Source organism: Isoptericola croceus (assembly GCF_029382255.1).
GTDB classification, from domain to species: domain Bacteria; phylum Actinomycetota; class Actinomycetes; order Actinomycetales; family Cellulomonadaceae; genus Isoptericola; species Isoptericola croceus.
This window is the reverse complement of record NZ_JARLLG010000001.1, coordinates 483,590-507,747: the sequence shown is the minus strand read 5'-3', so window position 1 is coordinate 507,747 and position 24,158 is coordinate 483,590. Positions and strand designations below refer to the sequence as shown.

General features: G+C 72.4%; 24 protein-coding genes. 10 read left to right on the top strand and 14 right to left on the bottom strand.

All coding sequences use genetic code 11. The annotated features are described in order from the left end of the window. Positions 1-9: 9 nt before the first annotated feature. Together PZC42_RS02365 and PZC42_RS02360 are read right to left on the bottom strand one after the other, a co-directional pair. Positions 10-678 (bottom strand): response regulator, encoded by a 669-nt coding sequence (locus PZC42_RS02365; protein ID WP_277207987.1) that lies wholly within the window; start codon positions 676-678, stop codon positions 10-12. Between the two features lie 4 nt (positions 679-682). Continuing rightward, positions 683-1,453, bottom strand: a complete 771-nt coding sequence (locus PZC42_RS02360; RefSeq protein ID WP_277207986.1) for a sensor histidine kinase — start codon at positions 1,451-1,453, stop codon at positions 683-685. Between the two features lie 206 nt (positions 1,454-1,659). Here PZC42_RS02360 and PZC42_RS02355 point away from each other — a divergent pair, with 206 nt between their 5' ends. Both PZC42_RS02355 and PZC42_RS02350 read left to right on the top strand, forming a co-directional pair. Further along, entirely contained in the window at positions 1,660-2,601 is a 942-nt protein-coding gene (locus tag PZC42_RS02355; RefSeq protein ID WP_277207985.1) for an ATP-binding cassette domain-containing protein, read from the top strand. Continuing rightward, entirely contained in the window at positions 2,598-3,350 is a 753-nt protein-coding gene (locus tag PZC42_RS02350) for an ABC transporter permease (RefSeq protein WP_277207984.1), read from the top strand. Before PZC42_RS02355 ends, PZC42_RS02350 begins: the two co-directional genes overlap by 4 nt. Before the next feature lie 10 nt (positions 3,351-3,360). Here PZC42_RS02350 and PZC42_RS02345 read toward each other — a convergent pair whose 3' ends face one another. The 3 genes from PZC42_RS02345 to eda all read right to left on the bottom strand — a co-directional run bounded on the left by PZC42_RS02345 (position 3,361) and on the right by eda (position 5,859). After that, the gene (locus PZC42_RS02345) at positions 3,361-4,044 is read right to left on the bottom strand and encodes a glycosyltransferase (RefSeq protein WP_277207983.1); all 684 of its coding nucleotides are present in this window, start codon (positions 4,042-4,044) and stop codon (positions 3,361-3,363) included. 70 nt (positions 4,045-4,114) lie between these two features. Continuing rightward, positions 4,115-5,221, bottom strand: a complete 1,107-nt coding sequence (locus PZC42_RS02340; RefSeq protein WP_277207982.1) for a sugar kinase — start codon at positions 5,219-5,221, stop codon at positions 4,115-4,117. Then, positions 5,221-5,859 carry a bifunctional 4-hydroxy-2-oxoglutarate aldolase/2-dehydro-3-deoxy-phosphogluconate aldolase gene (eda, locus tag PZC42_RS02335; RefSeq protein WP_277207980.1) on the bottom strand — a complete coding sequence of 213 codons (639 nt, stop codon included), beginning with the start codon at positions 5,857-5,859 and terminating at the stop codon, positions 5,221-5,223. The genes PZC42_RS02340 and eda overlap by 1 nt, the downstream gene beginning before the upstream one ends. 66 nt (positions 5,860-5,925) lie before the next feature. Here eda and PZC42_RS02330 point away from each other — a divergent pair, with 66 nt between their 5' ends. The 5 genes from PZC42_RS02330 (at position 5,926) to PZC42_RS02310 (ending at position 10,705) form a co-directional block, all read left to right on the top strand. After that, positions 5,926-6,708: an IclR family transcriptional regulator gene (locus PZC42_RS02330; RefSeq protein ID WP_277207979.1), complete on the top strand. Its 783-nt coding sequence runs from the start codon at positions 5,926-5,928 to the stop codon at positions 6,706-6,708. Between the two features lie 12 nt (positions 6,709-6,720). Beyond that, complete coding sequence (locus PZC42_RS02325; RefSeq protein ID WP_277207978.1) at positions 6,721-7,725, top strand: NAD-dependent epimerase/dehydratase family protein; 1,005 nt, start codon at positions 6,721-6,723, stop codon at positions 7,723-7,725. Between the two features lie 22 nt (positions 7,726-7,747). Next, complete coding sequence (locus PZC42_RS02320; protein WP_277207977.1) at positions 7,748-8,440, top strand: HAD hydrolase-like protein; 693 nt, start codon at positions 7,748-7,750, stop codon at positions 8,438-8,440. A gap of 198 nt (positions 8,441-8,638) precedes the next feature. Beyond that, the gene (locus tag PZC42_RS02315) at positions 8,639-10,006 is read left to right on the top strand and encodes an enolase C-terminal domain-like protein (protein ID WP_277207976.1); all 1,368 of its coding nucleotides are present in this window, start codon (positions 8,639-8,641) and stop codon (positions 10,004-10,006) included. 15 nt (positions 10,007-10,021) lie between these two features. Beyond that, positions 10,022-10,705, top strand: coding sequence for a FadR/GntR family transcriptional regulator (locus PZC42_RS02310; protein WP_277207975.1), 684 nt, complete (start codon positions 10,022-10,024; stop codon positions 10,703-10,705). A gap of 24 nt (positions 10,706-10,729) precedes the next feature. Here the strand turns inward: PZC42_RS02310 and PZC42_RS02305 are convergent, their stop codons facing one another. The 8 genes from PZC42_RS02305 to PZC42_RS02270 all read right to left on the bottom strand — a co-directional run bounded on the left by PZC42_RS02305 (position 10,730) and on the right by PZC42_RS02270 (position 20,641). Further along, positions 10,730-11,716: an ABC transporter substrate-binding protein gene (locus PZC42_RS02305; protein WP_277207974.1), complete on the bottom strand. Its 987-nt coding sequence runs from the start codon at positions 11,714-11,716 to the stop codon at positions 10,730-10,732. A gap of 38 nt (positions 11,717-11,754) precedes the next feature. Next, the gene (locus PZC42_RS02300) at positions 11,755-12,786 is read right to left on the bottom strand and encodes an ABC transporter permease (RefSeq protein ID WP_277207973.1); all 1,032 of its coding nucleotides are present in this window, start codon (positions 12,784-12,786) and stop codon (positions 11,755-11,757) included. Then, positions 12,783-14,324: a sugar ABC transporter ATP-binding protein gene (locus PZC42_RS02295; protein ID WP_277207972.1), complete on the bottom strand. Its 1,542-nt coding sequence runs from the start codon at positions 14,322-14,324 to the stop codon at positions 12,783-12,785. The genes PZC42_RS02300 and PZC42_RS02295 overlap by 4 nt, the downstream gene beginning before the upstream one ends. Beyond that, positions 14,321-15,205: a fumarylacetoacetate hydrolase family protein gene (locus tag PZC42_RS02290; protein ID WP_277207970.1), complete on the bottom strand. Its 885-nt coding sequence runs from the start codon at positions 15,203-15,205 to the stop codon at positions 14,321-14,323. Before PZC42_RS02290 ends, PZC42_RS02295 begins: the two co-directional genes overlap by 4 nt. A gap of 31 nt (positions 15,206-15,236) precedes the next feature. Continuing rightward, complete coding sequence (locus PZC42_RS02285) at positions 15,237-16,226, bottom strand: aldo/keto reductase (protein WP_277207967.1); 990 nt, start codon at positions 16,224-16,226, stop codon at positions 15,237-15,239. Beyond that, positions 16,223-16,987, bottom strand: a complete 765-nt coding sequence (locus PZC42_RS02280) for an SDR family NAD(P)-dependent oxidoreductase (RefSeq protein WP_277207966.1) — start codon at positions 16,985-16,987, stop codon at positions 16,223-16,225. Before PZC42_RS02280 ends, PZC42_RS02285 begins: the two co-directional genes overlap by 4 nt. Then, positions 16,974-17,861, bottom strand: coding sequence for an amidohydrolase family protein (locus tag PZC42_RS02275; protein WP_277207964.1), 888 nt, complete (start codon positions 17,859-17,861; stop codon positions 16,974-16,976). Before PZC42_RS02275 ends, PZC42_RS02280 begins: the two co-directional genes overlap by 14 nt. A 212-nt stretch (positions 17,862-18,073) precedes the next feature. After that, on the bottom strand, positions 18,074-20,641 hold the full coding sequence (locus PZC42_RS02270; RefSeq protein WP_277207961.1) for an ATP-dependent Clp protease ATP-binding subunit: 2,568 nt from the start codon (positions 20,639-20,641) through the stop codon (positions 18,074-18,076). A gap of 209 nt (positions 20,642-20,850) precedes the next feature. Between PZC42_RS02270 and PZC42_RS02265 the strand changes: the two genes are divergently transcribed. Further along, positions 20,851-21,513: a hypothetical protein gene (locus PZC42_RS02265; protein WP_277207959.1), complete on the top strand. Its 663-nt coding sequence runs from the start codon at positions 20,851-20,853 to the stop codon at positions 21,511-21,513. 23 nt (positions 21,514-21,536) lie between these two features. Next, on the top strand, positions 21,537-22,421 hold the full coding sequence (locus PZC42_RS02260; RefSeq protein WP_277207958.1) for a universal stress protein: 885 nt from the start codon (positions 21,537-21,539) through the stop codon (positions 22,419-22,421). A 33-nt stretch (positions 22,422-22,454) separates the two neighbouring features. On the opposite strand, the gene PZC42_RS02255 is transcribed toward PZC42_RS02260, so the two are convergent. Beyond that, positions 22,455-23,486, bottom strand: a complete 1,032-nt coding sequence (locus tag PZC42_RS02255) for a glycoside hydrolase family 43 protein (protein ID WP_277207955.1) — start codon at positions 23,484-23,486, stop codon at positions 22,455-22,457. A 69-nt stretch (positions 23,487-23,555) separates the two neighbouring features. On the opposite strand from PZC42_RS02255, the gene PZC42_RS02250 reads away from it, so the two are divergent. Beyond that, positions 23,556-24,140, top strand: coding sequence for an alpha/beta hydrolase family protein (locus tag PZC42_RS02250; RefSeq protein WP_277207953.1), 585 nt, complete (start codon positions 23,556-23,558; stop codon positions 24,138-24,140). Positions 24,141-24,158 lie beyond the last annotated feature (18 nt).

Genomic DNA, 24,158 nt, shown 5'->3' with positions numbered 1-24,158 from the left:
ACATCGGGCTCAGCCCGTCCGGTCGGGAGGCGTCACCATGCCGGACTGGTACGCGAAGACGACGAGCTGCGCCCGGTCACGCGCCCCCAGCTTGGTCATCGCCCGGCTCACGTGCGTCTTCGCCGTCAGCGGGCTGACCACCATGCGCTCCGCGATCTCGTGGTTGCTCAGTCCGTGGGCGGCGAGGGCGACGACCTCGCGCTCCCGCTGGGTGAGCAGGTCCCCGCCCGCCACCGCCAGCCTGTCCGGCGGCCGGGAGACGAACTCGCTGATCAGCAGCCGGGTGATCGTCGGCGAGAGCAGCGCGTCGCCCTGCACCGCCACCCGCACCGCCTGGAGCAGGTCGGCCGGCTCGGTGTCCTTGACGATGAACCCGCCGGCGCCCGCGCGCAGGGCGTCGAACACGTACTCGTCGACGCCGTAGTTCGTGAGCACGACGACGTGGACGTCGGTCAGGCGTTCGTCGTCGGCGATGTGGCGGGTCGCCTCGATCCCGTCCATGACGGGCATCTGCACGTCCATGAGCACGATGTCGGGCCGGTGCTCGACGGCGAGGTCCACGCCCTCGCGGCCTGTCGCGCCCTCGGCGACCACCTCGATGTCGTCCTCGGCGTCCAGCAGCGCACGGATCCCGGAGCGGATCAGTGCCTGGTCGTCGACCAGCACCACCCGGATCACGCGATCACTCCCCCGGACCCGTCGGGAGCTCGGCGTGCACCGAGAACCCGCCCTCGGCACGCGGTTCGGCACGCAGCCGACCACCGAGCGCGGTGACGCGTTCGCGCATCCCGGTCAGCCCGTGCCCCGGTTCAGGTGCCCGGGCAGCCCCGCGGCCGTCGTCGTCGACCCGCACGGTCAGCGTCCCGGAGCCGTAGGAGATCCGGACCGTCGCGGTGGCGGGCCCGGCGTGCCTGCCGACATTGGTCAGTGCCTCCTGCACCACCCGGTACGCCGTCTGCTCGACGTCGTGGGGCACCGGACACCGCTCCCCGTCGACCCGGAGCGTCGTCGGCACCCCGGCATCGCGGGCACGCCGGACCAGGGCCTCGACCCGGCCGAGACCGTTCGCCGGGGTGACGCCGTCGTCGCGCCGCAGCACGTCCAGGGTCGAGCGAAGCTCACGGACGGCGTCGGTGCTGGCCTCCTGGATCGCCAGGACGGCCTCCGGCGGTTCCTCCCCCTGCTTGCGGGCAAGGTGCGCGGCGACGCCGGCCTGGACCTTGATGACCGAGATGCTGTGCGTCAGAGAGTCGTGCAGCTCGCGGGCGATGCGCAGCCGTTCCTCGACCGCCCGCCGCCGGGCCGTCTCCTCGCGGCTGCGTTCGGCGTCCTCGGCGCGCTGCTCCACCTCGCGCACGTAGGCGAGCCACTGCGCGAACGCGACCGCGGCGACGCCCGCCGAGACCAGCCAACCCATGGCGTAGAAGCGGCGCCAGCCCTTGTCGGTGCGCATCTGGCCAGCGTAGAGCGACGCCGCCGCAGGCCGCATCCGACACCGGGAGCACACCGGGACTGCTCCGTGGGGCGTACCCGCACCGGCCGGCGCCCGCCGGAAAGGTAGTGGCAGGTGTCGCCGTCGGGACGACGACTTCCGCCACGGACGAGCGGAGCATCGAGGTCATGACGAACCCCGAGACAAACCACAGGAGGGCCGGCAGCATGACGTACACCATCGACGTGGAGGGCCTGACGAAGTCGTTCGGCCCGACGACGGCGCTCGCCGGCATCGACCTGCAGGCCCGGCCCGGCACCGTGCTCGGCGTCCTCGGACCCAACGGTGCCGGCAAGACGACCGCGATCCGCATCCTCGCCACACTGCTGCGACCCGACGGCGGCCGGGCGGTCGTCGACGGGCTCGACGTGGTGCGCGACGCCGTCGAGGTGCGGCGCCGCGTCGGGCTCACCGGCCAGTACGCGACGGTCGACGAGGACCTCACCGGCACGGAGAACCTCGTACTCTTCGGGCGGCTGCTCGACCTCCCCCGCGACGAGGCCCGGGCCCGTGCACGCCGTCTGCTGGACCGGTTCGGGCTCGCCGAAGCGGCCGGCCGACGCGCCTCCACCTACTCCGGCGGCATGCGCCGCCGCCTCGACCTCGCGGCCAGCCTGGTGGGCGACCCCAGCATCGTCTTCCTCGACGAACCGACCACCGGCCTCGACCCCGGCAAGCGGGACGAGATGTGGCGGACGATCCGCTCCCTGGCCGACGACGGCACGACCGTGCTGCTGACCACGCAGTACCTCGAGGAGGCCGACGCGCTCGCCGACGAGATCTCGGTGATCGACCACGGCCGGGTCATCGCGCACGACACCCCCGCAGGCCTGAAACAGCTGGTCGGCGGGCAGACCGTCGTCGTGCGGCCCCGCGACCCGGACCTCACCACGGCGGCGGCCGGGATCGTGGAGCGCAGCACCGGGCACGAGGTCGACCGGGTGCGCCGTGGCGTGGTGACCGCCCCGGTCGCCGACGAACGCACCTTCACCGAGATCGTGCACGAGCTCGAGCGTGGCGGTGTCGCCGTCACCGAGCTCGCGCTGCGGCTGCCCAGCCTCGACGAGGTGTTCGCCGCGCTCACCCGACCCGAGGCGGTGCCCGCATGATCGCCCACAGCCTCGCGCTCGCCGGGCGCAGCCTGACCAAGACCCGGCGCAACCCCGGAGTCCTCATGGACGCCCTGATCCTGCCGGTGCTGTTCCTCGTGCTCTTCGTCTACCTGTTCGGGGGCGCGGTCGCCGGGTCGACGCAGGAGTACCTGCAGTACCTGTTCCCCGGCATCCTGATCCTCACCACCGTGCTCGCCGGGCAGATCGCGACCGGCATGAGCATCGTCGTCGATATGAAGAAAGGGGTGTTCGACCGGTTCCGCAGCATGCCCGTGTCCCGGTCCTCGCTGCTGGTCGGATCGGTGCTCGCTGACTCCGTCCGCTACGTCATCGCCGTCGTCGTGCTGTTCGGCGTGGGATACCTGCTCGGGTTCCGCGTCGAGACGAACGCCGCGGCGGCCGCGGCGGCGGCCGGTCTCGCCATCGCGTTCGGGTTCGCGCTGAGCTGGATCACCGTGCTCGTCGCGGTGCTCCTGCGGGACGAGACGATGGTCTCGACGGTGGGGTTCCTGCTGCCGTTCCCGCTGGTGTTCGGCACGAGCATGGTCGCCCCGGCCGAGACGATGCCCGACTGGCTGCGCACCTGGGCGGACGTCAACCCCGTCAGCCATGCGATCGACGCGAGCCAAGGGCTGCTGCTCGGCGGTCCCGTCGCCGGGCCGGTCGCCATGATGCTGCTGTGGGGCGGCGTCTTCCTCGCGGTGTTCGGCACAGCGGCCGTGACGGCGTACCGGCGGCTGACGTGAGCACGCGGGTTCAGTCCGCGCCCTCCACGAACCGCAGCCGCACCTCGGCCAGCAGCGGCTTCTCGCTGCGCAGCAGGACGGCGACCCACAGCACCCCGAGGAGGGCCAGCAGCGCCACCGAGGTCAGCCAGGCGAACATGGCCGCGAGAACCAGCGTGACCAGGACGACGAGCGTCACCCGGGGCAGCCGTCCGAGGAAGTACAGGGCCAGCCGGGCGACGTCGCGCCCACGGAACGCGAAGAAGGACGAGATCACCGTCGCCTGGACGAGCCACAGCACCACCAGCAGGAAGAGGCCCATGCCGAGCCCGATCGCCCAGGGGGGAGCACCCTGGGCCAGGGCGTCCGCCACGGTGAACGCCAGCACCGCGAGGACCAGGAGCGTCGGCAGCCACAGCTTCAGCACGTCGGCGGCGTTGAGCCGGTAGCCGCGTCCGAACGCGGCGGCGGGCGACAGGCCGTCGTCCCGGGCCTTCTCCCCCAGCGCGAACAAGGCCGCCGACACCGCCGGCCCCACGAACACCGCGCTGAGCGTCCCGAAGGCAGCCGGGACCGGGCCGAATCCGAGCAGGGTCACCAGCACCGCGGTCGGCGACACGGCGAAGGCCAGGAGTACTCCGACGACCAGCAGCCGGAGGGCCACCGGCGTCTCCCGCGTCGCGCCGGCCGGGGTTCTGTCGTCCGTCGAGTTCACAGGGCCCACGGTACTGACTCCCGGACCACCCCTCCTGCTGCCGAACGCGGACGTTCGGCAGCAGGCGCGGTCAGCGCTGGACGCGGGCGCTGCCGCCCGAGGCGAGCTTGGCCACCTCGGCGAGGGTCGCCGTCGTCGTGTCCCCCGGGGTCGTCATCGCCAGCGCGCCGTGCGCGGCACCGTACTCGACGGCCTCGGCGAGCGAACCGAGCTCCATCAGCCCGTAGGCCAGGCCCGAAGCGAAGGAGTCACCCCCGCCGACGCGGTCGAAGATCTCCAGGTCGGCGCGGTGCGTGGCCTCCACGAAGCCCTCGGCGCGCGACCAGGCGATGGCGCCCCAGTCGTTCACGGAGGCCGACTTCACGCCGCGCAGCGTCGTGGCGATCACCTGGAAGTTCGGGTAGGCCTCGGCGGCGGTGCCGATCATGGCCCGGAACGCCCCGGTGTCGAGGTCGGTCAGGCTCTCGTCGACGCCCTCGACCTCGAACCCGAGCGATGCCGTGAAGTCCTCCTCGTTGCCGATCATCACGTCGACGTGGTGGGCGAGGCGGCGGTTGACCTCGCGCGCCCGCTCGACGCCGCCGATGTCCTTCCACAGCGAGGGGCGGTAGTTGAGGTCGTACGACACGACGGTGCCGTGCCGCCGCGCGGCGGACATCGCCGCCTCGGCGACGTCGGCGGTCGACTCGGACAGCGCCGCGAAGATGCCGCCCGTGTGCAGCCAGCGCACGCCGGAGCCGAACAGCGCGTCCCAGTCCACGTCGTCGGGCTGCATCTGGGAGATCGCCGTGTGGCCTCGGTCGCTGGCCCCGATGGCGCCGCGCACGCCGAACCCGCGCTCGGTGAAGTTGAGCCCGTTGCGCACGCTGCGCCCGATGCCGTCGAAGTCGCGCCACTGCACCCAGGAGGTGTCGAGACCTCCGGTGAGCATGAAGTCCTCGACGAGGCGGCCGACCTCGTTGTCCGCGAGCGCCGTGACGATCGCGCCGCGCAGGCCGAAGCAGCGCCGCAGGCCGCGCGCCACGTTGTACTCGCCGCCGCCCTCCCAGACGTCGAAGCTGCGGGCGGTGCGGATGCGGCGGTCGCCCGGGTCGAGGCGCAGCATGACCTCGCCGAGCGCGACGGCGTCGTACCGGCAGTCCGCGGCGGGTCGGGTGGTGATGGACGGGTTGCTCATCAGTTCTCCTCCACAAGAGCGACGGCCTCGGCAGTGAGGCGGGTGATCTCGGCCCAGTCGCCGGCATCGACGAGGTTCTTGGCGACCATCCAGGAGCCGCCGACGGCGAGCACGGGCTTCAGCGCCAGGTAGTCGGGCAGGTTGGCGGCGCTCACGCCCCCGGTCGGGACGAACCGCAGGTTGCCGAAGGGTGCGGCGAACGCCTTGAGCGCGGCGGGCCCGCCGACGACGGAGGCGGGGAAGAGCTTGACGGTCTCGACGCCGAGGTCGAGCGCGGTCATGATCTCGGTGGGCGTGGCGACGCCGGGCAGCACGGGGACCCCGTGGTGCTGTGCCCGCTCGACCACGGCGCGCGACAGGCCGGGCGAGACGACGTAGCGCGCGCCGGCGTCGACGACGGCGTCCACCTGGTCCGCGGCGACGACGGTCCCGGCCCCCACGACGACGTCGGGGTGCTCGCGTGCGACGGCACGGATCGCCTCGAGGCCTCCGGCGGTCCGCAGGGTGATCTCCGCGACGGGCAGGCCTCCGGCCACGAGGGCCTCGGCGAGGCGGCTGCCCTGCTCGGCGTCGTCGACCACGACGACGGGGACGAGGCGGTGGCTCTCCAGGGACTTCAGGGTGTCGCCGGCTGACATCTGCACTCCGTTTCGCTATGGTGAACGCCAGTTGTTCACTGCGGAACTACCATAACAGGACGGACCATGGACCCCAGCCCGCTCGGCAGCGTCGACAAGGCGCTGCTCACCCTCGACGCGCTCGGCCGCGCCGGCGCCGGCGGAACCTCCCTCGCGGACCTCTCGGTGGAGGTCGGCGCCAACAAGTCCACGCTGCACCGCACCCTCGCGGCGCTGCGCCACCGCGGCTACGCCGAGCAGGCCGCCGACGGCACCTACCGGCTCGGGCCCGCCGTGCTCGCGCTCGGCAGCGCCTTCCTGGCCGAGGAGAACCTGCCCGCCCTGCTGCGCCCGGCCCTCGAGGCGCTGCGGGACGAGATCGACGAGCTGGTCCATCTCGGCGTCCTCGCCGGCCGAGAGGTTGTCTACCTGGAGAAGGTCGAGCCGCAGCGCGCCGTCCGCGTGTGGTCCGCCGTCGGACGCCGCCGCCCGGCCGCGACGACCGCCCTCGGCCGTGCGCTGCTGGCCGCCGGCCCCTTGCGCGCACGGCCCGACGGCGGCGCACCGGACGAGGCAGAGGCCCTCGCCGCGTACGTCACGCCGCAGACCACGACCGACCGGCTCCGGGAGGCGGTCGCCGAGGCCCACCGCACCGGCGTCGCCACCGAGACCGAGGAGAACGAGACCGGGATCGCCTGCGCGGCCGTCGCCGTGCTGCGCGCCGGCCGGCCCCTCGCGGCCGTCTCCATCACCGCGCCCGTGGAACGGATGACCGGCGCGGCCCGCGCCGAGCGGGTCGCGGCACTCGTCGAGACCCTCCCCGCCCACCTCCCGGAAGGGCTGACGCTCGCCGTACCCGCGACGACATAGCAGCATGGCCCCATGCGCACCCACCACCCGCTCGACCTGTTGTTCATCGGCGGCTCCGGCGTCATCAGCGCCGCGGCCGTGACCCGCGCGGTGACCCAGGGCCACCGCGTCACCGTCCTCAACCGCGGTCGGTCCACGACCCGCCCGCTGCCCGACGCCGTCGAGACACTCGTCGCGGACGTCGCCGACGACGCCGCGGTGGACGACGCCCTGGCCGGGCGCGACTTCGACGTCGTCGCCCAGTTCCGCGCCTTCTCCCCCGACCACGTGGCCCGCGACATCGAGCGGTTCACGGGGCGCACCGGCCAGTACGTGTTCATCTCGTCGGCCTCGGCCTACCAGACCCCTCCCTCCCGCCTGCCGGTGACCGAGTCGACGCCGCTGCGCAACCCGTTCTGGCAGTACTCCCGCGACAAGATCGCCGGTGAGGACCTGCTGGTCCGCGCCCACCGGGAGGAGGCCTTCCCGGCCACGATCGTGCGCCCCAGCCACACCTACGACCGCACCCTGATCCCCACGACCGGGGCCTGGACCGACGTCGCCCGGATGCGCGCGGGCAAGCCCGTCGTCGTGCATGGCGACGGGACGAGCCTGTGGACGCTGACGCACACCGAGGACTTCGCCGTCGGGTTCACGGGCCTGCTCGGCCACCCGCACGCCGTGGGCGACACCTTCCAGATCATGGGCACCCACGCCCCCACCTGGAACCAGGTGTACACGTGGCTCGGCGCCGCGGCAGGCGTCCCCGACCCGGAGATCGTGCACGTCCCCTCCGAGACGATCGCGGCCGTGCTGCCCGACGTCGGCGACGGACTGCTCGGCGACAAGGCCCACTCCATGCTCTTCGACTGCGCCAAGCTCCAGGCGCTCGTCCCGGAGTTCGGCACCACGATCACCTACGACCAGGGCGCCCACGAGCAGATCGCCTGGTACGACGCGCACCCGGACGCGCAGCTGACCGACCCGACGCTGGACGCAGGCTTCGACCGGCTTGTGGAGCACGCCCGGGCGATCTGACCGCGCCGCGTAGCCTGGCGCGGTGACCACACCCCTCGTCCTGCTCGACCTCGACGGCACCCTCATGGACTCCGCCCCCGGCATCACCGCGAAGGTCGCCGACGCCTACCGCACGCTCGGGATCCCGGTGCCCGACGACGCGACGTTGCGCTCGTTCGTCGGCCCGCCGATCACCGACTCGTTCCCCGCCCACGGCGTACCGCCCGAGCGGGTCGGCGAGGCGGTCGCGGCCTACCGTGCGGCGTTCACCACCGGGGGCATGTTCGACAACGCGGTGTTCGACGGCGTCCCGGCGGCACTGCGCGCGCTGCGCGCTGCCGGGTGCACCCTGGCCGTCGCGACCAGCAAGCCCGAGGTCTACGCGCGGCCGATCTGCGACCACTTCGGCCTCACCGGGCTGCTCGACGAGGTGTTCGGCGCACCGCGCGACGAGGCGGCCTCGACCAAGGCGGACGTGATCGCCAAGGCGCTCGCCACGCTCGGCCGGCACTCCCCGGTGACACCGGCCGACGGCCCGGTGCTCATGGTCGGCGATCGGGAGCACGACGTGCACGGCGCTGCGGCGCACGGCATCGACTGCCTGGGCGTGTCCTGGGGCTACGCGGCCCCCGGGGAGCTCGAGGCGGCGGGCGCCGTCGGGCTGCTCGACGACGTCGCAGGGCTCGCGGGCGCGGTACTGGCCCGGCTGGGGGCCACCGCGGAGCAGTCCGCATGAGCGGCGCGGTGCTCGACACGAGGATGGCGAACGCCCTGGGGTTCGCCCACCGGTTGCGCGCCGCCGTCGGAGCGGCCAGGCGCTCGCCCGACTGAGCCAGTCATTCGATCTCTCTCCTACTCCACAGCCTATCCGCCGGGTTGACCGGGCCGCTCACCACGCCATAGGCTCTAATCATCCGACGATTAGAGGAGTGACATGGCGGTCATCACCGGAGTCGAGGTCATCGACGTCCGCTTCCCGACATCGCGGACGGCCGACGGCTCGGACGCCATGAACGTCGACGCCGACTACTCCGCGGCCTACGTCGAGCTGCGCACCGACGCCGCGGACGCCACCGGCGCACCGCTGGGCGGCTACGGGCTCACCTTCACCATCGGTCGCGGCACCGACCTCGTCGTCGAGGCGGCACGCCAGCAGGCCCAGCGGCTCGTGGGCCGCGACATCGACGACCTCGCGGCCGACATGGGCGCCCTGTACCGCGACCTGTCCGGCGACAGCCAGATGCGGTGGCTCGGCCCGGAGAAGGGCGTGGTCCACCTCTCCCTGGCCGCCGTGCTCAACGCCACGTGGGACCTCGTCGCCCGCCGGGCGGGCAAACCCCTGTGGCGGCTGCTGGCCGACTACACCCCGGAGCAGCTCGTCGACGTCGCCGACCTGCGCTACCTCTCCGACGCCCTCACGCGCGAGGAGGCGATCGAGATCCTCCGTGCCCAGCAGCCCGGCAAGGCCGAGCGCATCGCCCACCTCGAACGCGACGGCTACCCGGTCTACACCACGTCGGCCGGGTGGCTCGGCTACGACGACGCCAAGCTGCGTCGCCTCTGCCAGGAGGCCGTCGACGCCGGGTACGGGCACGTCAAGCTCAAGGTGGGGGCGAACCTCGACGACGACGTCCGCCGCCTCACGGTCGCCCGCGACGTCATCGGCCCCGACCGACGGCTCATGATCGACGCCAACCAGGTGTGGGACGTCCCGCAGGCCATCGCCTGGACCCGTGCGCTCGCCCGCTTCGACCCCCTGTGGATCGAGGAGCCCACGTCCCCCGACGACGTGCTCGGCCATGCCGCGGTGCGCCGTGCCGTGGCCCCGGTCGGGGTCGCCACGGGCGAGCACTGCCACAACCGCGTGATGTTCAAGCAGCTCTTCCAGGCCGAGGCGATCGACTTCTGCCAGCTCGACACCGGACGCCTGGCCAGCATCAACGAGATCCTCGCCGTGCTGCTGCTCGCCCAGAAGTTCGACGTCCCCGTCTGCCCGCACGCCGGCGGCGTCGGGTTGTGCGAGATGGTGCAGCACGTCTCCGTGCTCGACTACGTCGCCGTCTCGGGCTCGCTGGCCGACCGGGTGACCGAGTACGTCGACCACCTGCACGAGCACTTCACCGACCCCTGCGTCGTCGCCGACACCGGCGCCGGCACCGGGTACGTGCTGCCCCACCGTCCCGGGTACTCCACGCAGATGCACCCGGAGTCCGTGGCGCGGTTCCGGTTCCCCGACGGGGCGTTCTGGGTCGACGACGGCGCGATCTCCGCGCAGAGCCCGGCCCGGCCCGCGGTCGCGTGAGCGATACTGACCGACATGTCACGCACGGACGAGGTCGTCGACGGCATCAAGCGGATGATCCTGGCCGGTGAGCTCAGCCCGGGTGACCGGCTGCCCGTCGAGAACGAGCTGGCCGAGGCCCTGGGGGTGTCGCGCGGCTCGTTGCGCGAGGGGGTGCGCGCCCTGTCGATCCTCGGGATCGTCCACACCCGCCAGGGTGACGGCACCTACGTCACGAGCCTGGATCCCGGCCGGCTCCTCGCCCCGATGGGGTTCGTCGTCGAGCTGCAGGGCGACTCCAGCGCCCGCCCGTTCCACCAGGTGCGCAGGATCCTCGAGACGGAGGCCGCGGCACAGGCCGCGCTGCGCATCACCGACGAGGGTCTGGCGGAGTCGCGCACGGTGCTCGACGGCGTCCCGGCCCTGCTCGCGCAGGCACCGGTGGACCACGACCGGTTCATCGAGGCCGACATCGCCTTCCACCGGATCGTCGCCGCGCACAGCGGCAACCCGGTGATCGCCGCACTCACCGAGACCCTGGCGAGCCGCACCGTCCGGGAGCGCCTGCTGCGCGGCCAACGGCAGTCCGGCGCGGAGGAGCGCGCGCACGCCGACCACGAGGCGATCTGGCGCGCCCTCGCGGACCGCGACCCCGACCGCGCCCGCACCCACATGGCCGCGCACCTGCTCACGGTCGAGGAGAGCCTCCCCACCGGCTGACCGGTGAGGAGGCTCGCGGCGTCGTCACTCGTACAGCACGGCCGCGATCTCCTCGTCGTCGATGTTCTTGGCGTCGTACCAGTAGAAGCCGGAGTCGACGACGGCGGGGACGTCCTCGCCGTTCATCGCGGCCACGGCGGCCGCCACCGTCTCGTAGCCGATGCCCACCGGGTTCTGCGTGATGGCACCGGCCATCAGGCCGTCGCGGATCGCGTCGGTCTGCGCCTTGCCGGAGTCGAAGCCGATGACCGTGAGCTCCCCGGCGCGGCCGAGCTCCACGACTGCCTTGACCACGCCGGTCGCGGCGCCCTCGTTCGTGCCGTAGATGCCGACCAGGTCGGGGTTGGCCTGCAGGATCGACTTGGCGGCGTCGGCGGACTTCAGCTGGTCGCCCCCGGCGTACTGCACGCTGACGATCTCGAGGTCCGGGGCCTGCGCCTCGATGTGGTCGACGAACCCGGTGACGCGCTGCTGCCCCGTCTGGGACGTCTGGTCGTGGCCGAGCACGGCGATCTTCCCCGACCCGCCGGTCAGCTCGATCATGTGCACGGCGGCCTCGGCCGCGGCCGCCGTGTTGTCGGTGGACACGGTGGTGACCGGTACGTCGGAGTCGACGCCCGAGTCGAACGCCACCACCGGCACGCCGCGGCTCTGCGCCTCGGCCATGAGCGGGACGGACGCCTCGGAGTCCAGCGCCGCGAACCCGATGGCGTCGGGGTTCTTGTCGAGGGCGGTCTGCAGCATGGTGAGCTGCTCCTCCACCTCGGTCTCGGTCTCCGGGCCCTCGAACGTGACCTGGACGCCGTGCTCGGTGGCCGCGTCGTCGGCCCCCTGCTTGACGGCCTGCCAGAACTGGTGCTGGAAACCCTTCGAGACGAGGGCGACGTACGGGGTGTCCCCGTCGCCGCCCGGGGAGTTCCCGGCGGCGGTGTCGGTGCTGCAGGCAGCGAGCACGAGCAGGGCAGCGGCGGCTCCGGCGAGCACAGCGGGCCGGCGGTGGGTGGTGGACATGTTCCAGCTCCTTCGATGGACGGACGTACCGGTGAATCTCAGGCGTCCTTGCCGCGCCGCAGGATGTCGGCGTAGACGGCCAGGACGATGACGATGCCGACGGCGACCTTCTGCCACTCCTGCGGGATCGACATGATCCGCAGCCCGTTGGTGAGGGTCGCCATGATGAGGGCGCCGATGACGGTGCCGAGGATGGTGCCGCGGCCTCCGCGCAACGACGTGCCCCCGATGACGACCGCGGCGATCGCCTCCAGCTCGTAGCCGAGGCCGAGGCCGGGCTGCGCGGAGTTGAGTCGGGAGGCCATGACGATGCCGGCCAGCCCGGTGAACAACCCGGCGACGGTGTAGATCATGACCTTCCACCGCCGCACGTCGATGCCGGAGATGGCCGTGGCCTCCTCGTTGGACCCGATCGACAGGGCGTACCGCCCCAGCAGGGTGCGCGAGAGCAGCACGCCGGCCACCACGGCGGCGACGAAGAAGATCAGCACGGCGTTCGGCAGCCCCGGGACCAGCTCACCGAGCGCGACCTGCTCGAACCCGGGCACGCCGGTGAAGTAGATCGGCGCGGCGCCGGACACGATGAGGGACAGCCCCTGGGCGACCATCATGGTCGCGAGGGTGGCGATGAACGGTGGCAGGCGCAGGTACGCCACGTTGACCCCGTTGACGAGCCCCAGCAGGGCACCCGTCCCGAGCCCGCCGAGGATGCCGACGGCGAACGGCAGCCCCAGGTTCGTCAGGAAGACCCCCGTCATGACCGCGCACAGCGTCATGCCTGTTCCCACCGACAGGTCGATCCCGCCGGTGGCGATGACGAACGTGGCCCCGAGCGCCATGATGCCCACCACGGAGGACGCCAGGAGGATGCCCTTGATGTTCGGCCACTCGAAGAAGTACGGGCTGGCGATCGAGAAGAACGCGAAGATCGCGACGAGCCCGGCGAAGGCCAGCAGCTGCTGGAGCTGGGCGCGGTAGCGGGGGCCGCGTCGCGGCTCGCCGGTCCGGGGGGCGCCCGGTGGCGCCCCGGCGGGCTCGGCGGTGTGGGCGTCGGGTCGGGTCGCGGTCATCGGGCGCCTCCGGTGGCGGTGAGGTGGTGCTCGGATCCGGTCTGCGTAGCGAGCTCCATGAGGCTCTCGGGAGTGGCGTCGGCGTTGTCGACGACGCCGGTGACGCGCCCCTCGCACATCACGACGATGCGTTCGGACAGGCGCAGGACCTCGGGCAGCTCGGAGGAGATCATGATGATCGCGGTGCCCTGGGCAGCCAGGGCGGTGAGCAGCTCGTAGATCTCGTCCTTGGCCCCGACGTCGATCCCGCGGGTGGGCTCGTCGACGACGAGGACGTCGCAGTCCCGGGTGAGCCACTTGGCCAGCACGACCTTCTGCTGGTTGCCCCCCGAGAGGTTCTTGGCCCGCTGGCCGATCGACGGGGTACGGATGCCGAGCCGGTCGACCATCCGGGCCGCGACCCTGCGCCCGACGGCGTCGCGCACGAACCCGAAACGGCTCTCGCGCCGCAGGGAGGAGAGCATCGTGTTGGCGGTGACGTCCTGGTCGAGGAGCAGCCCGTACCTCTTGCGGTCCTCGGACAGGTACCCGATGCCGTGCCGCACGGCATCGGCAGGGTGCCGGATCGTCACGGGACGCCCGGCGACCTCGATGGTCCCGGTCGAGGGGTCGGCACCCACGACGGCACGCGCGACCTCGGTGCGCCCGGCGCCCATCAGGCCGGCGAAGCCGAGGATCTCGCCCCGGTGCAGCTCGAAGGAGACGTCCCGCAGCAGCTTCCTGGTGCTCAGGCCGCGCACGGAGAGCACGACCTCCCGGTCCGCGGGTGCGGGTGCGGGCCGCGCGTCGGTGACCACCTCCCGGCCGACCATGCGGGAGATGACCTCCGCCGTCGTCGTCGTGGCCGTGTCGCTCGTGCCCACGTACCGGCCGTCGCGCAGGACGGTGATGCGGTCGGAGATCTCCTGGATCTCCTCCATCCGGTGGGAGATGTACACGACGCCCGTGCGCGGCGAGACGAAGTCGCGCACGAGCCGGAACAGCGTGGCGACCTCGGCGTCGTTCAGCGCCGCCGTCGGCTCGTCCATGATGAGCACCCGCGCGTCGAAGGACAGCGCCTTGGCGATCTCCACCATCTGCTGGCCGGCCACGCTCAGCTCGCCGACCTTCTGCGCCGGGTCGAGGACGATCCCGAGGGACTCGAAGAGGGCGGCCGTGCGCCGCTCCAGCTCGGCGTCGACGATGAGACCGGCGCGCCGCGGTTCCCTGCCGATGAAGATGTTCTGCGCCACCGTCAGGTCCGCCATGAGGTGGAACTCCTGGTGGATGATCGCGATCCCGGACTCGTTCGCCTCGCGCGGGCTGCTGACGGCGTACGGCTCGCCGTCGAGCTCCATCGTCCCGGCGTCGGCCCGGTGCAGGCCGGAGAGCAGCTTCATGAGGGTCGACTTGCCGGCACCGTTCTCCCCGACGAGGGCCAGCACCTCGCCGTGCCGCAGCTCGAGGTGGACGTCGTCGAGGGCCTTGACCCCGGGGAACCCCTTGGAGATCCCCGTCATGCGCAGCAGCGGTGGCCCGCCCTGCGCGGTGCCGGTCATGCGCTCGTCCCGGCCGGTGCGGTCGCGACGTCGGCGGTCGCGCTCACGGTGTGCCGCTGCCGGCCGAGCCCGTCGATCTCGATCTCGACGACGTCGCCGTCGCGCAGGTAGTCGAACCGTCCCGACAGGGCGACGCCCTGCGGCGTCCCGGTGCAGATCACGTCCCCGGGCTCGAGCGCCATGTACTGCGACAGGTGGTGCACGATGTGGGCGACGTCGAAGATCATGTCGGCCGTGGTGGAGTCCTGACGTGGCTCGCCGTTCACCCAGGAACGCAGCCCCAGCGCGGCCGGGTCCACCTCGTCGGCCGGCACGAGCGCGGGGCCGAGCGGCGCGAAGCCGGGCCCGCACTTGCCCTTGGACCACTGCCCGCCGGACTCGTCGAGCTGCCAGGCGCGTTCCGACAGGTCGTCGACGCAGGCGTAGCCCGCCACGTGCGCGAGCGCGTCCGCCGGCGTGGCCAGCCGGTAGGCCCGACGCCCGACGACGACGGCGAGCTCGACCTCCCAGTCGACCCGTTCCGCCCCGGGCGGCAGCGGCACGTCGTCGTCGGGCCCGACGACGGTGTTCGGGTGCTTGAGGAACACGATCGGGTTGGACGGCGGGGCGGCACCGGACTCGGCGGCGTGCGCGGCGTAGTTCTGGCCGATGCAGATCACCGCCTGCGGCCGCGCGACGGGTGCCCCGCGGCGCAGACCGTCGGCACCCTCCAGCACCGGGAGGCGGCCCGCCGCGAGCGCCGCCCGCACCCGGGCCACGCCGTCGTCCGCGAGGAAGGCGCCGTCGACCTCGGTGGTGAGGGGGCGCAGGTCATAGGTGACGCCGTCCTGACGGACGGCGGGAGTCTCCTGGTCGACGGGACCGAGGCGGAGCAGGTGCACGGGGCTTCCTCCGGTTCTTGCGGGGACGGGGTCAGACGGCGGTGGGCACGGCGGCGGGGTCGAGCAGCCCGGCACGCGCGAGCGCCGGCCACAGCTCGGGCGGCACCGGTGCCTCCCGGTCGACGGCGGCGCGCACCTGCTGCGGGTCGCGGAGCCCGACGACGGTGCTCACCACGGCGGGATGGGTGCGGGCATAGGCGTGGGCGGCCTGCGGCAGGGTGACGCCGTGCTCGGCGCACACCGCGGCGATCCGGCGGGTGCGCTCCAGCAGCGCGGCCGGTGCCGGGGCGTAGTCGAACGTCGCGTCGTCGGGCGGGACGTCGCGGGCCAGCAGGCCGGAGTTGTACACCCCGGCGACCACGACCGAGGTCCCATGGGTGACGGCGGCGGGCAGCAGGTCGGCCAGCGCCGTCTGGTCGAGCAGCGTGAACCGTCCGGCGCACATGACGACGTCGACGGCGCCGGTGCGGACGAGGTCGGCGAGCATCGCCGACTGGTTCATCCCGGCGCCGACCGCGCGGACCACGCCCTGGTCGCGCAGCTCGACGAGGGCGGGCAGCGCCTGGTCGAACGCCTCGCCGCGGTGGTCGTCCGGGTCGTGCAGGTACACGATGTCGACGCGGTCGAGCCCGGTGCGTCCCAGGCTGTCCTCGATCGAGCGCAGCACGCCGTCGCGGCTGAAGTCCCACACACGGCGGTGGGTGGCAGCGACGTCGAAGAGGTCGGGGTCGCGGCGGTGCGCGTCGACCGGGGTGGGTTCGAGCACCCGGCCGACCTTGGTGGAGACCACGTACTCGTCCCGCGGCCGGTGCGCGAGCGCGGCGCCGAGCCGCCGCTCGGACAGCCCGAGCCCGTAGTGCGGCGCGGTGTCGAAGTAGCGGATCCCGGCGTCCCACGCGGCGTCGACCGCACCACGGGCGTCGGCGTCGCTCGTGGCGCGGTACAGGTTGCCGAGCTGGGCGGCGCCGAACCCGAGGCGGGTGACCGAGACGCCGCTGCCACCGACCGGCACGCGTCTCATCGCTGTTCCACCGGCCGGGTCCGCAGACCGTGCATGCCGCCGTCGACGGCCAGGGACTCCCCCGTGGTCGCCGAGGCGAGCGGGCTGGCGAGGTAGCAGACGGCGTGCGCGACGGCCTCGGGACTGACCAGCCGGCCGGTGGGCTGGCGGGCCTCGAGCGCGGCGCGCTCCGCGGCCGGGTCGTCGGCCGCCGCGAGCAGGCGACCGACCCAGGGCGTGTCGACGGTGCCGGGGCAGACGCAGTTGACCCGGATGCCGTCGCGCACGTGGTCGGCGGCCATCGCCAGGGTGAGGGCCTGCACCGCGCCCTTGGTCGCGGAGTACAGGGTGCGGGCGGGCAGACCGGTCCACGACGCGATGGACGCCATGTTGACCACGGCGGCGTGGTCCGAGGCGCGCAGATGGGGCAGCGCGGCCCGCGTCACCCGGGCCACCCCGACGACGTTGACGTCCAGCACGCGCATCCACTCGGCGTCGTCGTTGTCCGCGACCGTGCCCTGGGCACCGATGCCGGCGTTGTTGACCACGATGTCGATGCCGCCCATCCTCCTGGCGGCGGCGGTGACCGCTGCCCGGACGGCGCCGTCGTCGGTGACGTCGGCGATCTCGGCGTCGGCGCCGTCGGGGACGCCGTCGGACATGCGGTCGATCGAGGTGACGGCGGCGCCGCGGTCGAGCATGGCTGCCACGACGGCGGCACCGATCCCCGAGGCCCCGCCGGTGACGACGGCACGCAGGCCGTCGAGCTCATCCCTGGTCATCGATGTCCTCCAGTGCGTAGGTGCGCCGGGCCGTCCCGGCGAAGATCGCTGCTCTCTCTGCCGGGCCCAGGCCGGCCAGCAGCGTGCGTGCCGTGGCGAGCCAGTCCCCGTACCCGGTGGCGAGGAGGCAGACGGGCCAGTCCGAGCCGAACATGAGCCGGTCGGGCCCGAACGCGTCGAGCGCGTGGTCGACGGCGGGCCGTAGGTCCTCGGCCGTCCACGCCTGCCACCGGGCTTCGGTGACCAGCCCGGAGATCTTGGCGGTCACGTTCGGCGCGGCGGCCAGCGCGGTGAGGTCGCAGCGCCAGGCGGCGAGGCTCGCGGCGTCCGTCGCGGTGCCGCGCAGGTCGGGCTTGCCGAGGTGGTCGAGGACGAACCGCACCTGGGGCAGGTCGCGAGCAAGCCGGGCGGCGGCGGGGAGCTGGTCGGCGCGCAGCACGAGGTCGAAGGCCAGCCCGGCCGCGGCGACGGTGCCGAGCCCGCGGCGGACGTCGAGGCGGTCGAGGTGCCCGGGGTCGGTCTCGGCCTGGACCTGGGTGCGGATGCCGGCGAGGTGGGCACCGCCCGGGCCGTCGCGGAGGGCTGCGAGGCGGTCCGCGAGGTCCGGCGCCGTGAGGTCTGCCCAGGCGACGACACCGGTGACGCCCGCCGCTGCGCCGTCGTCGGACCCGGCGATCCGCAGCAGCTCACGGCTCTCGGCCCAGCTGTCGGCGGACTGCACCACGACGGTGGCTTCCACGCCGTACGTCCGTGCGGGAAGATCGGCGGGGGTGAAGTCGGCATCGATCCGCGACATCGAGGCAGGATCGATCCACGGCTGTGGCGTGCGGGCACGCACCCAGAGGTGGTGGTGCGCGTCGACGACGTCGTCCATGGAACCTCCCTGTCCCCAATTCATCCAATGTCTACCAGGAGAACCAGGGCAGAGTCCAGGGTTCGGCGACGAATGGCCGCCACTACATCCGACGATTTCGCCCCGGGGCATCGCTCCTGCTGCACCAGCGTCCCCGGGCACGACGAAGGCCCCGGACCCTGTGAGGAGGGTCCGGGGCCTTCGTGGTCAGGCAGCGGGCGAACTACGCCGTGCTATTCAGCGCCGGCCTGCATCTGGCCCGTGGGCGGCAGGTCCGACACCGAGACGCCGGTCGGTGCGTCGAGCGCTGCAGCAGCACCCACCGAGACCGGCCCACGGTCGTGCTCGGACTTCGGCACCCCACGGAAGATGAACTCCCCGAGGATGCCCTCGCCCTCGCCGTCGATGAGCACCATCTCGCCGGACTTGAGCTCGCCGAACAGGATCTTCTCGGACAGCGCGTCCTCGATCTCCCGCTGGATGGCCCGCTTGAGCGGCCGGGCGCCGAGGACCGGGTCGTAGCCCTTCTCCGCCAACAGCTTCTTGGCCGCCGGCGTGAGCTCGATGCCCATGTCCTTGTCGCGCAGACGCTTGTCGAGCTTGGCGACCTCGAGGTCGACGATCTCGATGATCTCCTGCTCGGACAGCTGCGGGAACACGATCGTGTCGTCCACACGGTTGAGGAACTCGGGCCGGAAGTGCTGCTTGAGCTCTTCGTTGACCTTCGCCCGCATCCGCTGGTAGTCCGTCGCCAGGTTGCCGCCGGCGTTGAAGCCGGTCTGGACGCCCTTGGCGATGTCCCGCGTGCCGAGGTTCGTCGTCATGATGATGACGGTGTTCTTGAAGTCGATCACCCGACCCTGAGAGTCGGTGAGGCGGCCGTCCTCGAGCACCTGCAGCAGCGAGTTGAAGATGTCCGCGTGGGCCTTCTCCACCTCGTCGAACAGCACGACGGAGAACGGACGACGGCGCACCTTCTCGGTGAGCTGGCCACCCTCGTCGTAACCGACGTACCCGGGGGGCGAGCCGAACAGCCGCGAGACCGTGTGCTTCTCCGAGAACTCCGACATGTCGAGCTGGATGAGCGCGTCCTCGTCACCGAACAGGAACTCGGCGAGCGCCTTGGCGAGCTCGGTCTTCCCGACGCCGGTGGGCCCGGCGAAGATGAACGAACCACCGGGACGCTTCGGGTCCTTCAGGCCGGCCCGGGTGCGCCGGATCGCCTGGGAGAGCGCCTTGATCGCGACGTTCTGGCCGACGATCCGCTTGTGCAGCTCGTCCTCCATGTGCAGGAGCTTGCTGGACTCCTCCTCGGTGAGCTTGACGACCGGGATGCCGGTCGACATCGCCAGCACCTCGGCGACGAGCTCCTCGTCGACCTCCGCGACGGTGTCGAGGTCGCCCGACTTCCAGGCCTTCTCCTTTTCGGCGCGCTGCTGCGTGAGCTGCTTCTCGGTGTCACGCAGACCGGCGGCCTTCTCGAAGTCCTGGTCGTCGATCGCCGACTCCTTGTCGCGCCGCGCCTCGGCGATCCGCTCGTCGAGCTCCTTGAGCTCCGGCGGGGCGGTCATGCGACGGATGCGCAGGCGCGCGCCCGCCTCGTCGATGAGGTCGATCGCCTTGTCCGGCAGGTACCGGTCGTTGATGTACCGGTCGGCGAGCTGGGCGGCCGACACGAGGGCGGCGTCCGTGATGGACACGCGGTGGTGTGCCTCGTAGCGGTCACGCAGACCCTTGAGGATCTCGATCGCGTGCTCGAGCGACGGCTCGTTGACCTGGATCGGCTGGAAGCGACGCTCCAGGGCCGGGTCCTTCTCGACGTGCTTGCGGTACTCGTCGAGCGTCGTGGCGCCGATCGTCTGCAGCTCGCCGCGCGCCAGCATCGGCTTGAGGATGCTGGCCGCGTCGATCGCGCCCTCGGCGGCACCGGCACCCACGAGCGTGTGGATCTCGTCGATGAACAGGATGATGTCGCCGCGCGTGCGGATCTCCTTGAGCACCTTCTTCAGGCGCTCCTCGAAGTCACCGCGGTAGCGCGAACCGGCCACCAGCGCCCCGAGGTCCAGCGTGTAGAGCTGCTTGTCCTTGAGCGTCTCGGGCACGTCGCCGCGCACGATGTCCTGCGCCAGGCCCTCGACGACGGCCGTCTTGCCGACGCCGGGCTCGCCGATGAGGACGGGGTTGTTCTTGGTGCGGCGCGACAGCACCTGCATCACGCGCTCGATCTCCGGGGTGCGCCCGATGACCGGGTCCAGCTTGCCCTCGCGCGCTGCCTGCGTCAGGTTGCGGCCGAACTGGTCCAGCACGGCCGACCCGGAGGGCTGCCCCTCCTGCGGACCGCCGGCAGCCACGGGCTCCTTGCCCTGGTAGCCGCTCAGCAGCTGGATGACCTGCTGACGCACCTTGTTCAGGTCAGCACCCATCTTGGTGAGCACCTGTGCCGCCACGCCCTCACCCTCGCGGATGAGACCGAGCAGGATGTGCTCCGTGCCGATGTAGTTGTGGCCGAGCTGCAGCGCCTCGCGCAGCGACAGCTCCAGCACCTTCTTGGCGCGCGGCGTGAACGGGATGTGCCCGCTCGGCGCCTGCTGGCCCTCACCGATGATCTCGGTGACCTGCGCGCGCACGCCGTCGAGCGAGATGCCCAACGACTCCAGCGCCTTCGCGGCCACGCCCTCACCCTCGTGGATGAGGCCGAGCAGGATGTGCTCGGTGCCGATGTAGTTGTGGTTGAGCATCCTCGCTTCTTCCTGCGCGAGGACGACCACCCGACGGGCTCGGTCCGTAAATCTCTCGAACATGTGCTGCTCCCTCACGAGCGGCGTTTCCCTGCACCCCGTCGGATCGACGGCGACAGCCTGACCGCTACGACTCTATTCGTTCCCAACACACCGACCCCCCTCCAGATGCCCTTGTTCGCCAGGGGCGTGACGGCGCGCCCCGTTGCCTCTCCCCCGCCCGCAGGAGAATGGTGGGTGCAACAGGTCGCCGCACACCGGGGAGGGCCACCATGGACGACGTCGGGCACGAGGCGGGACAGGACGGCACCGGCCGGCAGGAGAGCGGTCCGCCGCGACCGGCTCACGCGGTGGATGCGCGGCTGGCACGCTTCTCGGGAGTCGTGGGCGAGATCGTCGATCCGCTGACCTGGGGACTCGACCTGGAGGACGAGGCCTTGACGGGGTACGACGACGAGACGGACCCGACGTCGGACCGGTTCGTCCGGTCGTACCGCACGTTCGCGCGCGAGTCGCTCGAGGTGGAGACGCTGCGCACGGCCGTGGCCGCGGACGCGGTGGAGGACGTGGTCCGCGCCGCCGCGAGCGGTGCGCTCGTCGCTCCGTTGCACGCCGACATCTCCGCACCGGTGGAGCCCGACACGTCGCCGACGCCGCACGGGACGTCGGACTTCGCCGACGACTTCGCCGACTACCGCAGCGCGATGCGCGCCATCGTGGCCGAGGTCGACGCCGTCCCGCTGGAGACGGCCCAGCTCACCGTGGACGGGGCGGCCCGGCCGGCGACCCGCGTCCGGGTGCGGGACGTCACGGCACTGCACGTCCCGGTCCCGGGACGAGGTCTCGTGGTGACCGGGCCGACCGACCTGATCGACCGGGTCGACGTCGTCACGCGCCCGATCCGGTCCCTGCTGCAACCGCCCGAGCGTCGCTGACGGGTCAGACCTACGCTGGGCGCATGGAAGGCATCGTCGTCGGCGTCAACGGGTCCGCCGAGGCGGACGAGGCACTGGACTGGGCCGTGGCGGAGGCGTCGTCGAGCGGGCACCCGTTGACTGTCGTGCGGGTCGCCCCGGCCACGGACGAGACGTCCCTCACCGCGGTCCTGGAGGAGGTCCGGGCCGAGACGGCAGCCATCGTCGACCGCGCACGTGAACGGCACGGCCGGCTCGACGCCGAGTACTCCGTGCTCCCCGGACCGGTGCCCGACGCGCTGCTCGCCGCGAGCGCCGAGGCCCAGATGCTGGTGCTCGGACGACGACGGCGGGCGCGGATCGGGCGTCGCATCCTCGGGTCGGTCTCCTCGACGGTCGTGGAGAACGCGCGCATCCCGGTCACGGTGGTGCGACACGTCGACCGACCCCCGAGGAAGGTGGAGGACGATCCGGCGCTCGCGTCCGCCGCGCCGCCGTCGGGCGTCCCGCGCGTGGTGGTCGGGGTGGACACGTCCGCGCCGTCGGTCCTCGCGCTGCGGCACGCGAGCGAGGTGGCGGCACGCTCGGACGCGCTCCTCGTCCCCGTGTTCGCCTGGCAGATCACGACACTCGCGCCGCTGCCCGGCTCGTGGGGCTGGGCGCCGCCGATCAGCGACTACGAGCACTTCGCCCGCGAGTGCCTCGACGCGGCGATCTCAGCGGCCGGGGTGGACCTGCCCACGGACCGTCTGCGCCCTCAGGTGGTGCACGGGCAGGCCGCGAACGTGCTCATCGAGGCGTCCCAGGACGCGGACCGGCTCGTGGTCGGCACGCGAGGACTGGGCGGTTTCGACCGCCTGCTGCTGGGCTCGACGAGCCGCCAGGTGCTGGACTTCGCGGGCTGCCCGGTCACCGTCCTGCACGGGTGAGACCGTCCGCGCCGGGCGTTCGCGGCCACGGCGTCACGCCAGGGCCACGCTCCCGAGCCCGTCCGGCGCGAGCACCTCGGTCGACGTCGGGACCGGGCGCGTGTCCGCCACGGGGGTGCCCCACACCGGGTTGCCGTCCGTGTCGAAGGGCAGGACCTGGGCGCGCGCGTGCCGGTTCGGGTCCCACAGGGGGTCCCCGACGATCTCGGTGTAGGTGCGGGCGTGGTAGACGAGGACCGTCTCACCCTCGGGCGTCTGGGTGAACGAGTTGTGACCGGGGCCGTACTGGCCGGCCGCAGGGTCCGAGACGAACACCGGCTCGACGCTCTTGGTCCACGACGCGGGGTCCAGCAGATCGGCGTCCGCGTCCGCGGTCAGCAGCCCCATGGCGTAGTCGATGCCGGTCGCCGCCCCCGAGTACGTCAGGAAGACCCGGCCGTCGCGGACGAGCACCGACGGGCCCTCGTTGACCCAGAAGCCCTTGATCTCCCAGTCGTACTCCGGCCGGGTGAGCAGCACCGCGTCGGACGCCAGCGTCCACGCGTTCGCCATCCGGGCGACGTAGAGGTTGGAGTGGCCGCGGATCGACAGGTCCTGCTGGGCCCACACGAGGTACTGCTGCCCGTCGTGGACGAAGCTCGTCGCGTCGAGCGCGAAGCTCTCCCAGCCGGTGTCGACCTGGCCGCGGTCGACCCACTCGCCGGTCAGCGGGTCGTCGGCGGTGCACTCCAGGACGAACACGCGGTGGTTGAACGTCTCGTTGGCGCCGGGGGCGTCCACCGTGCCGTGGTCGTTCGGCGCGGCGGCGTAGTAGACGTACCACGCGCCGTCGACCCGGTGGATCTCAGGGGCCCAGATCAGGTGGGACTGCGGACCGGTCTCGTGCCGGGTCCAGATCGTGACCTCGTCGGCCGCCTGGAGGTCCTCGAGACGCTCCGCCCGGCGCAGCACCACCCGGTCGTACGCCGGGTGCGAGCCGGTGAAGTAGTACTGCCCGTCATGGCGCAGCACGTGCGGGTCGGCGCGCTGGAGCACGATCGGGTTGCTGGCGACCTGGTCCGTCATGGGTGTCCTCGTTCGGCTTGTACAACGATGTAGAAGGGCCACGGTACATCGTGCGCGAGACTGGGGTCCATGTCGGCACAGTCACATCCCGTCCCCGCGGGCCTCCTGCTCACGCCGGGCGCCGGCGCGGACCGCGACCACCACACGCTGCGCGCGGTCGCCGACCGCCTCGCCACCGCGCCGGCACTGCCCGTCGCACGGATCGACTTCCCCTACCGCGCCGCCGGCAAACGGATGCCGGACCGCCCACCGGTCGCGATCGCCCACCTGCGGGAGGCTGCGGGACGCTTCGCCGACGAGCTCGGTGTCAGCACCGACCGGATCCTGCTCGGCGGGCGCTCCTACGGAGGTCGCATGTGCTCGATGGCCGTGGCCGACGGGCTGCCCGCGGCAGGGCTCGTGCTGCTCAGCTACCCGCTGCACCCGCCCGGCAAGCCCGAGAAGCTGCGCGTCGACCACTTCGGCCACCTCGACGTCCCCGTGCTCTTCGTCTCGGGCGACCGGGATCCCTTCGGCAGCCCCGCCGAGCTCGCCGACCACGCCGCCGTCATCCCGGGCCCCGTCAGCCGGGTCACCCTCCCCGGTGCACACGACGTGCGGAACCAGGATGACGCCGTCGCGGCCGCCGTGGCCGAGTGGATCACCGCGTTCTGACCGGTCGCCCCGGCGACG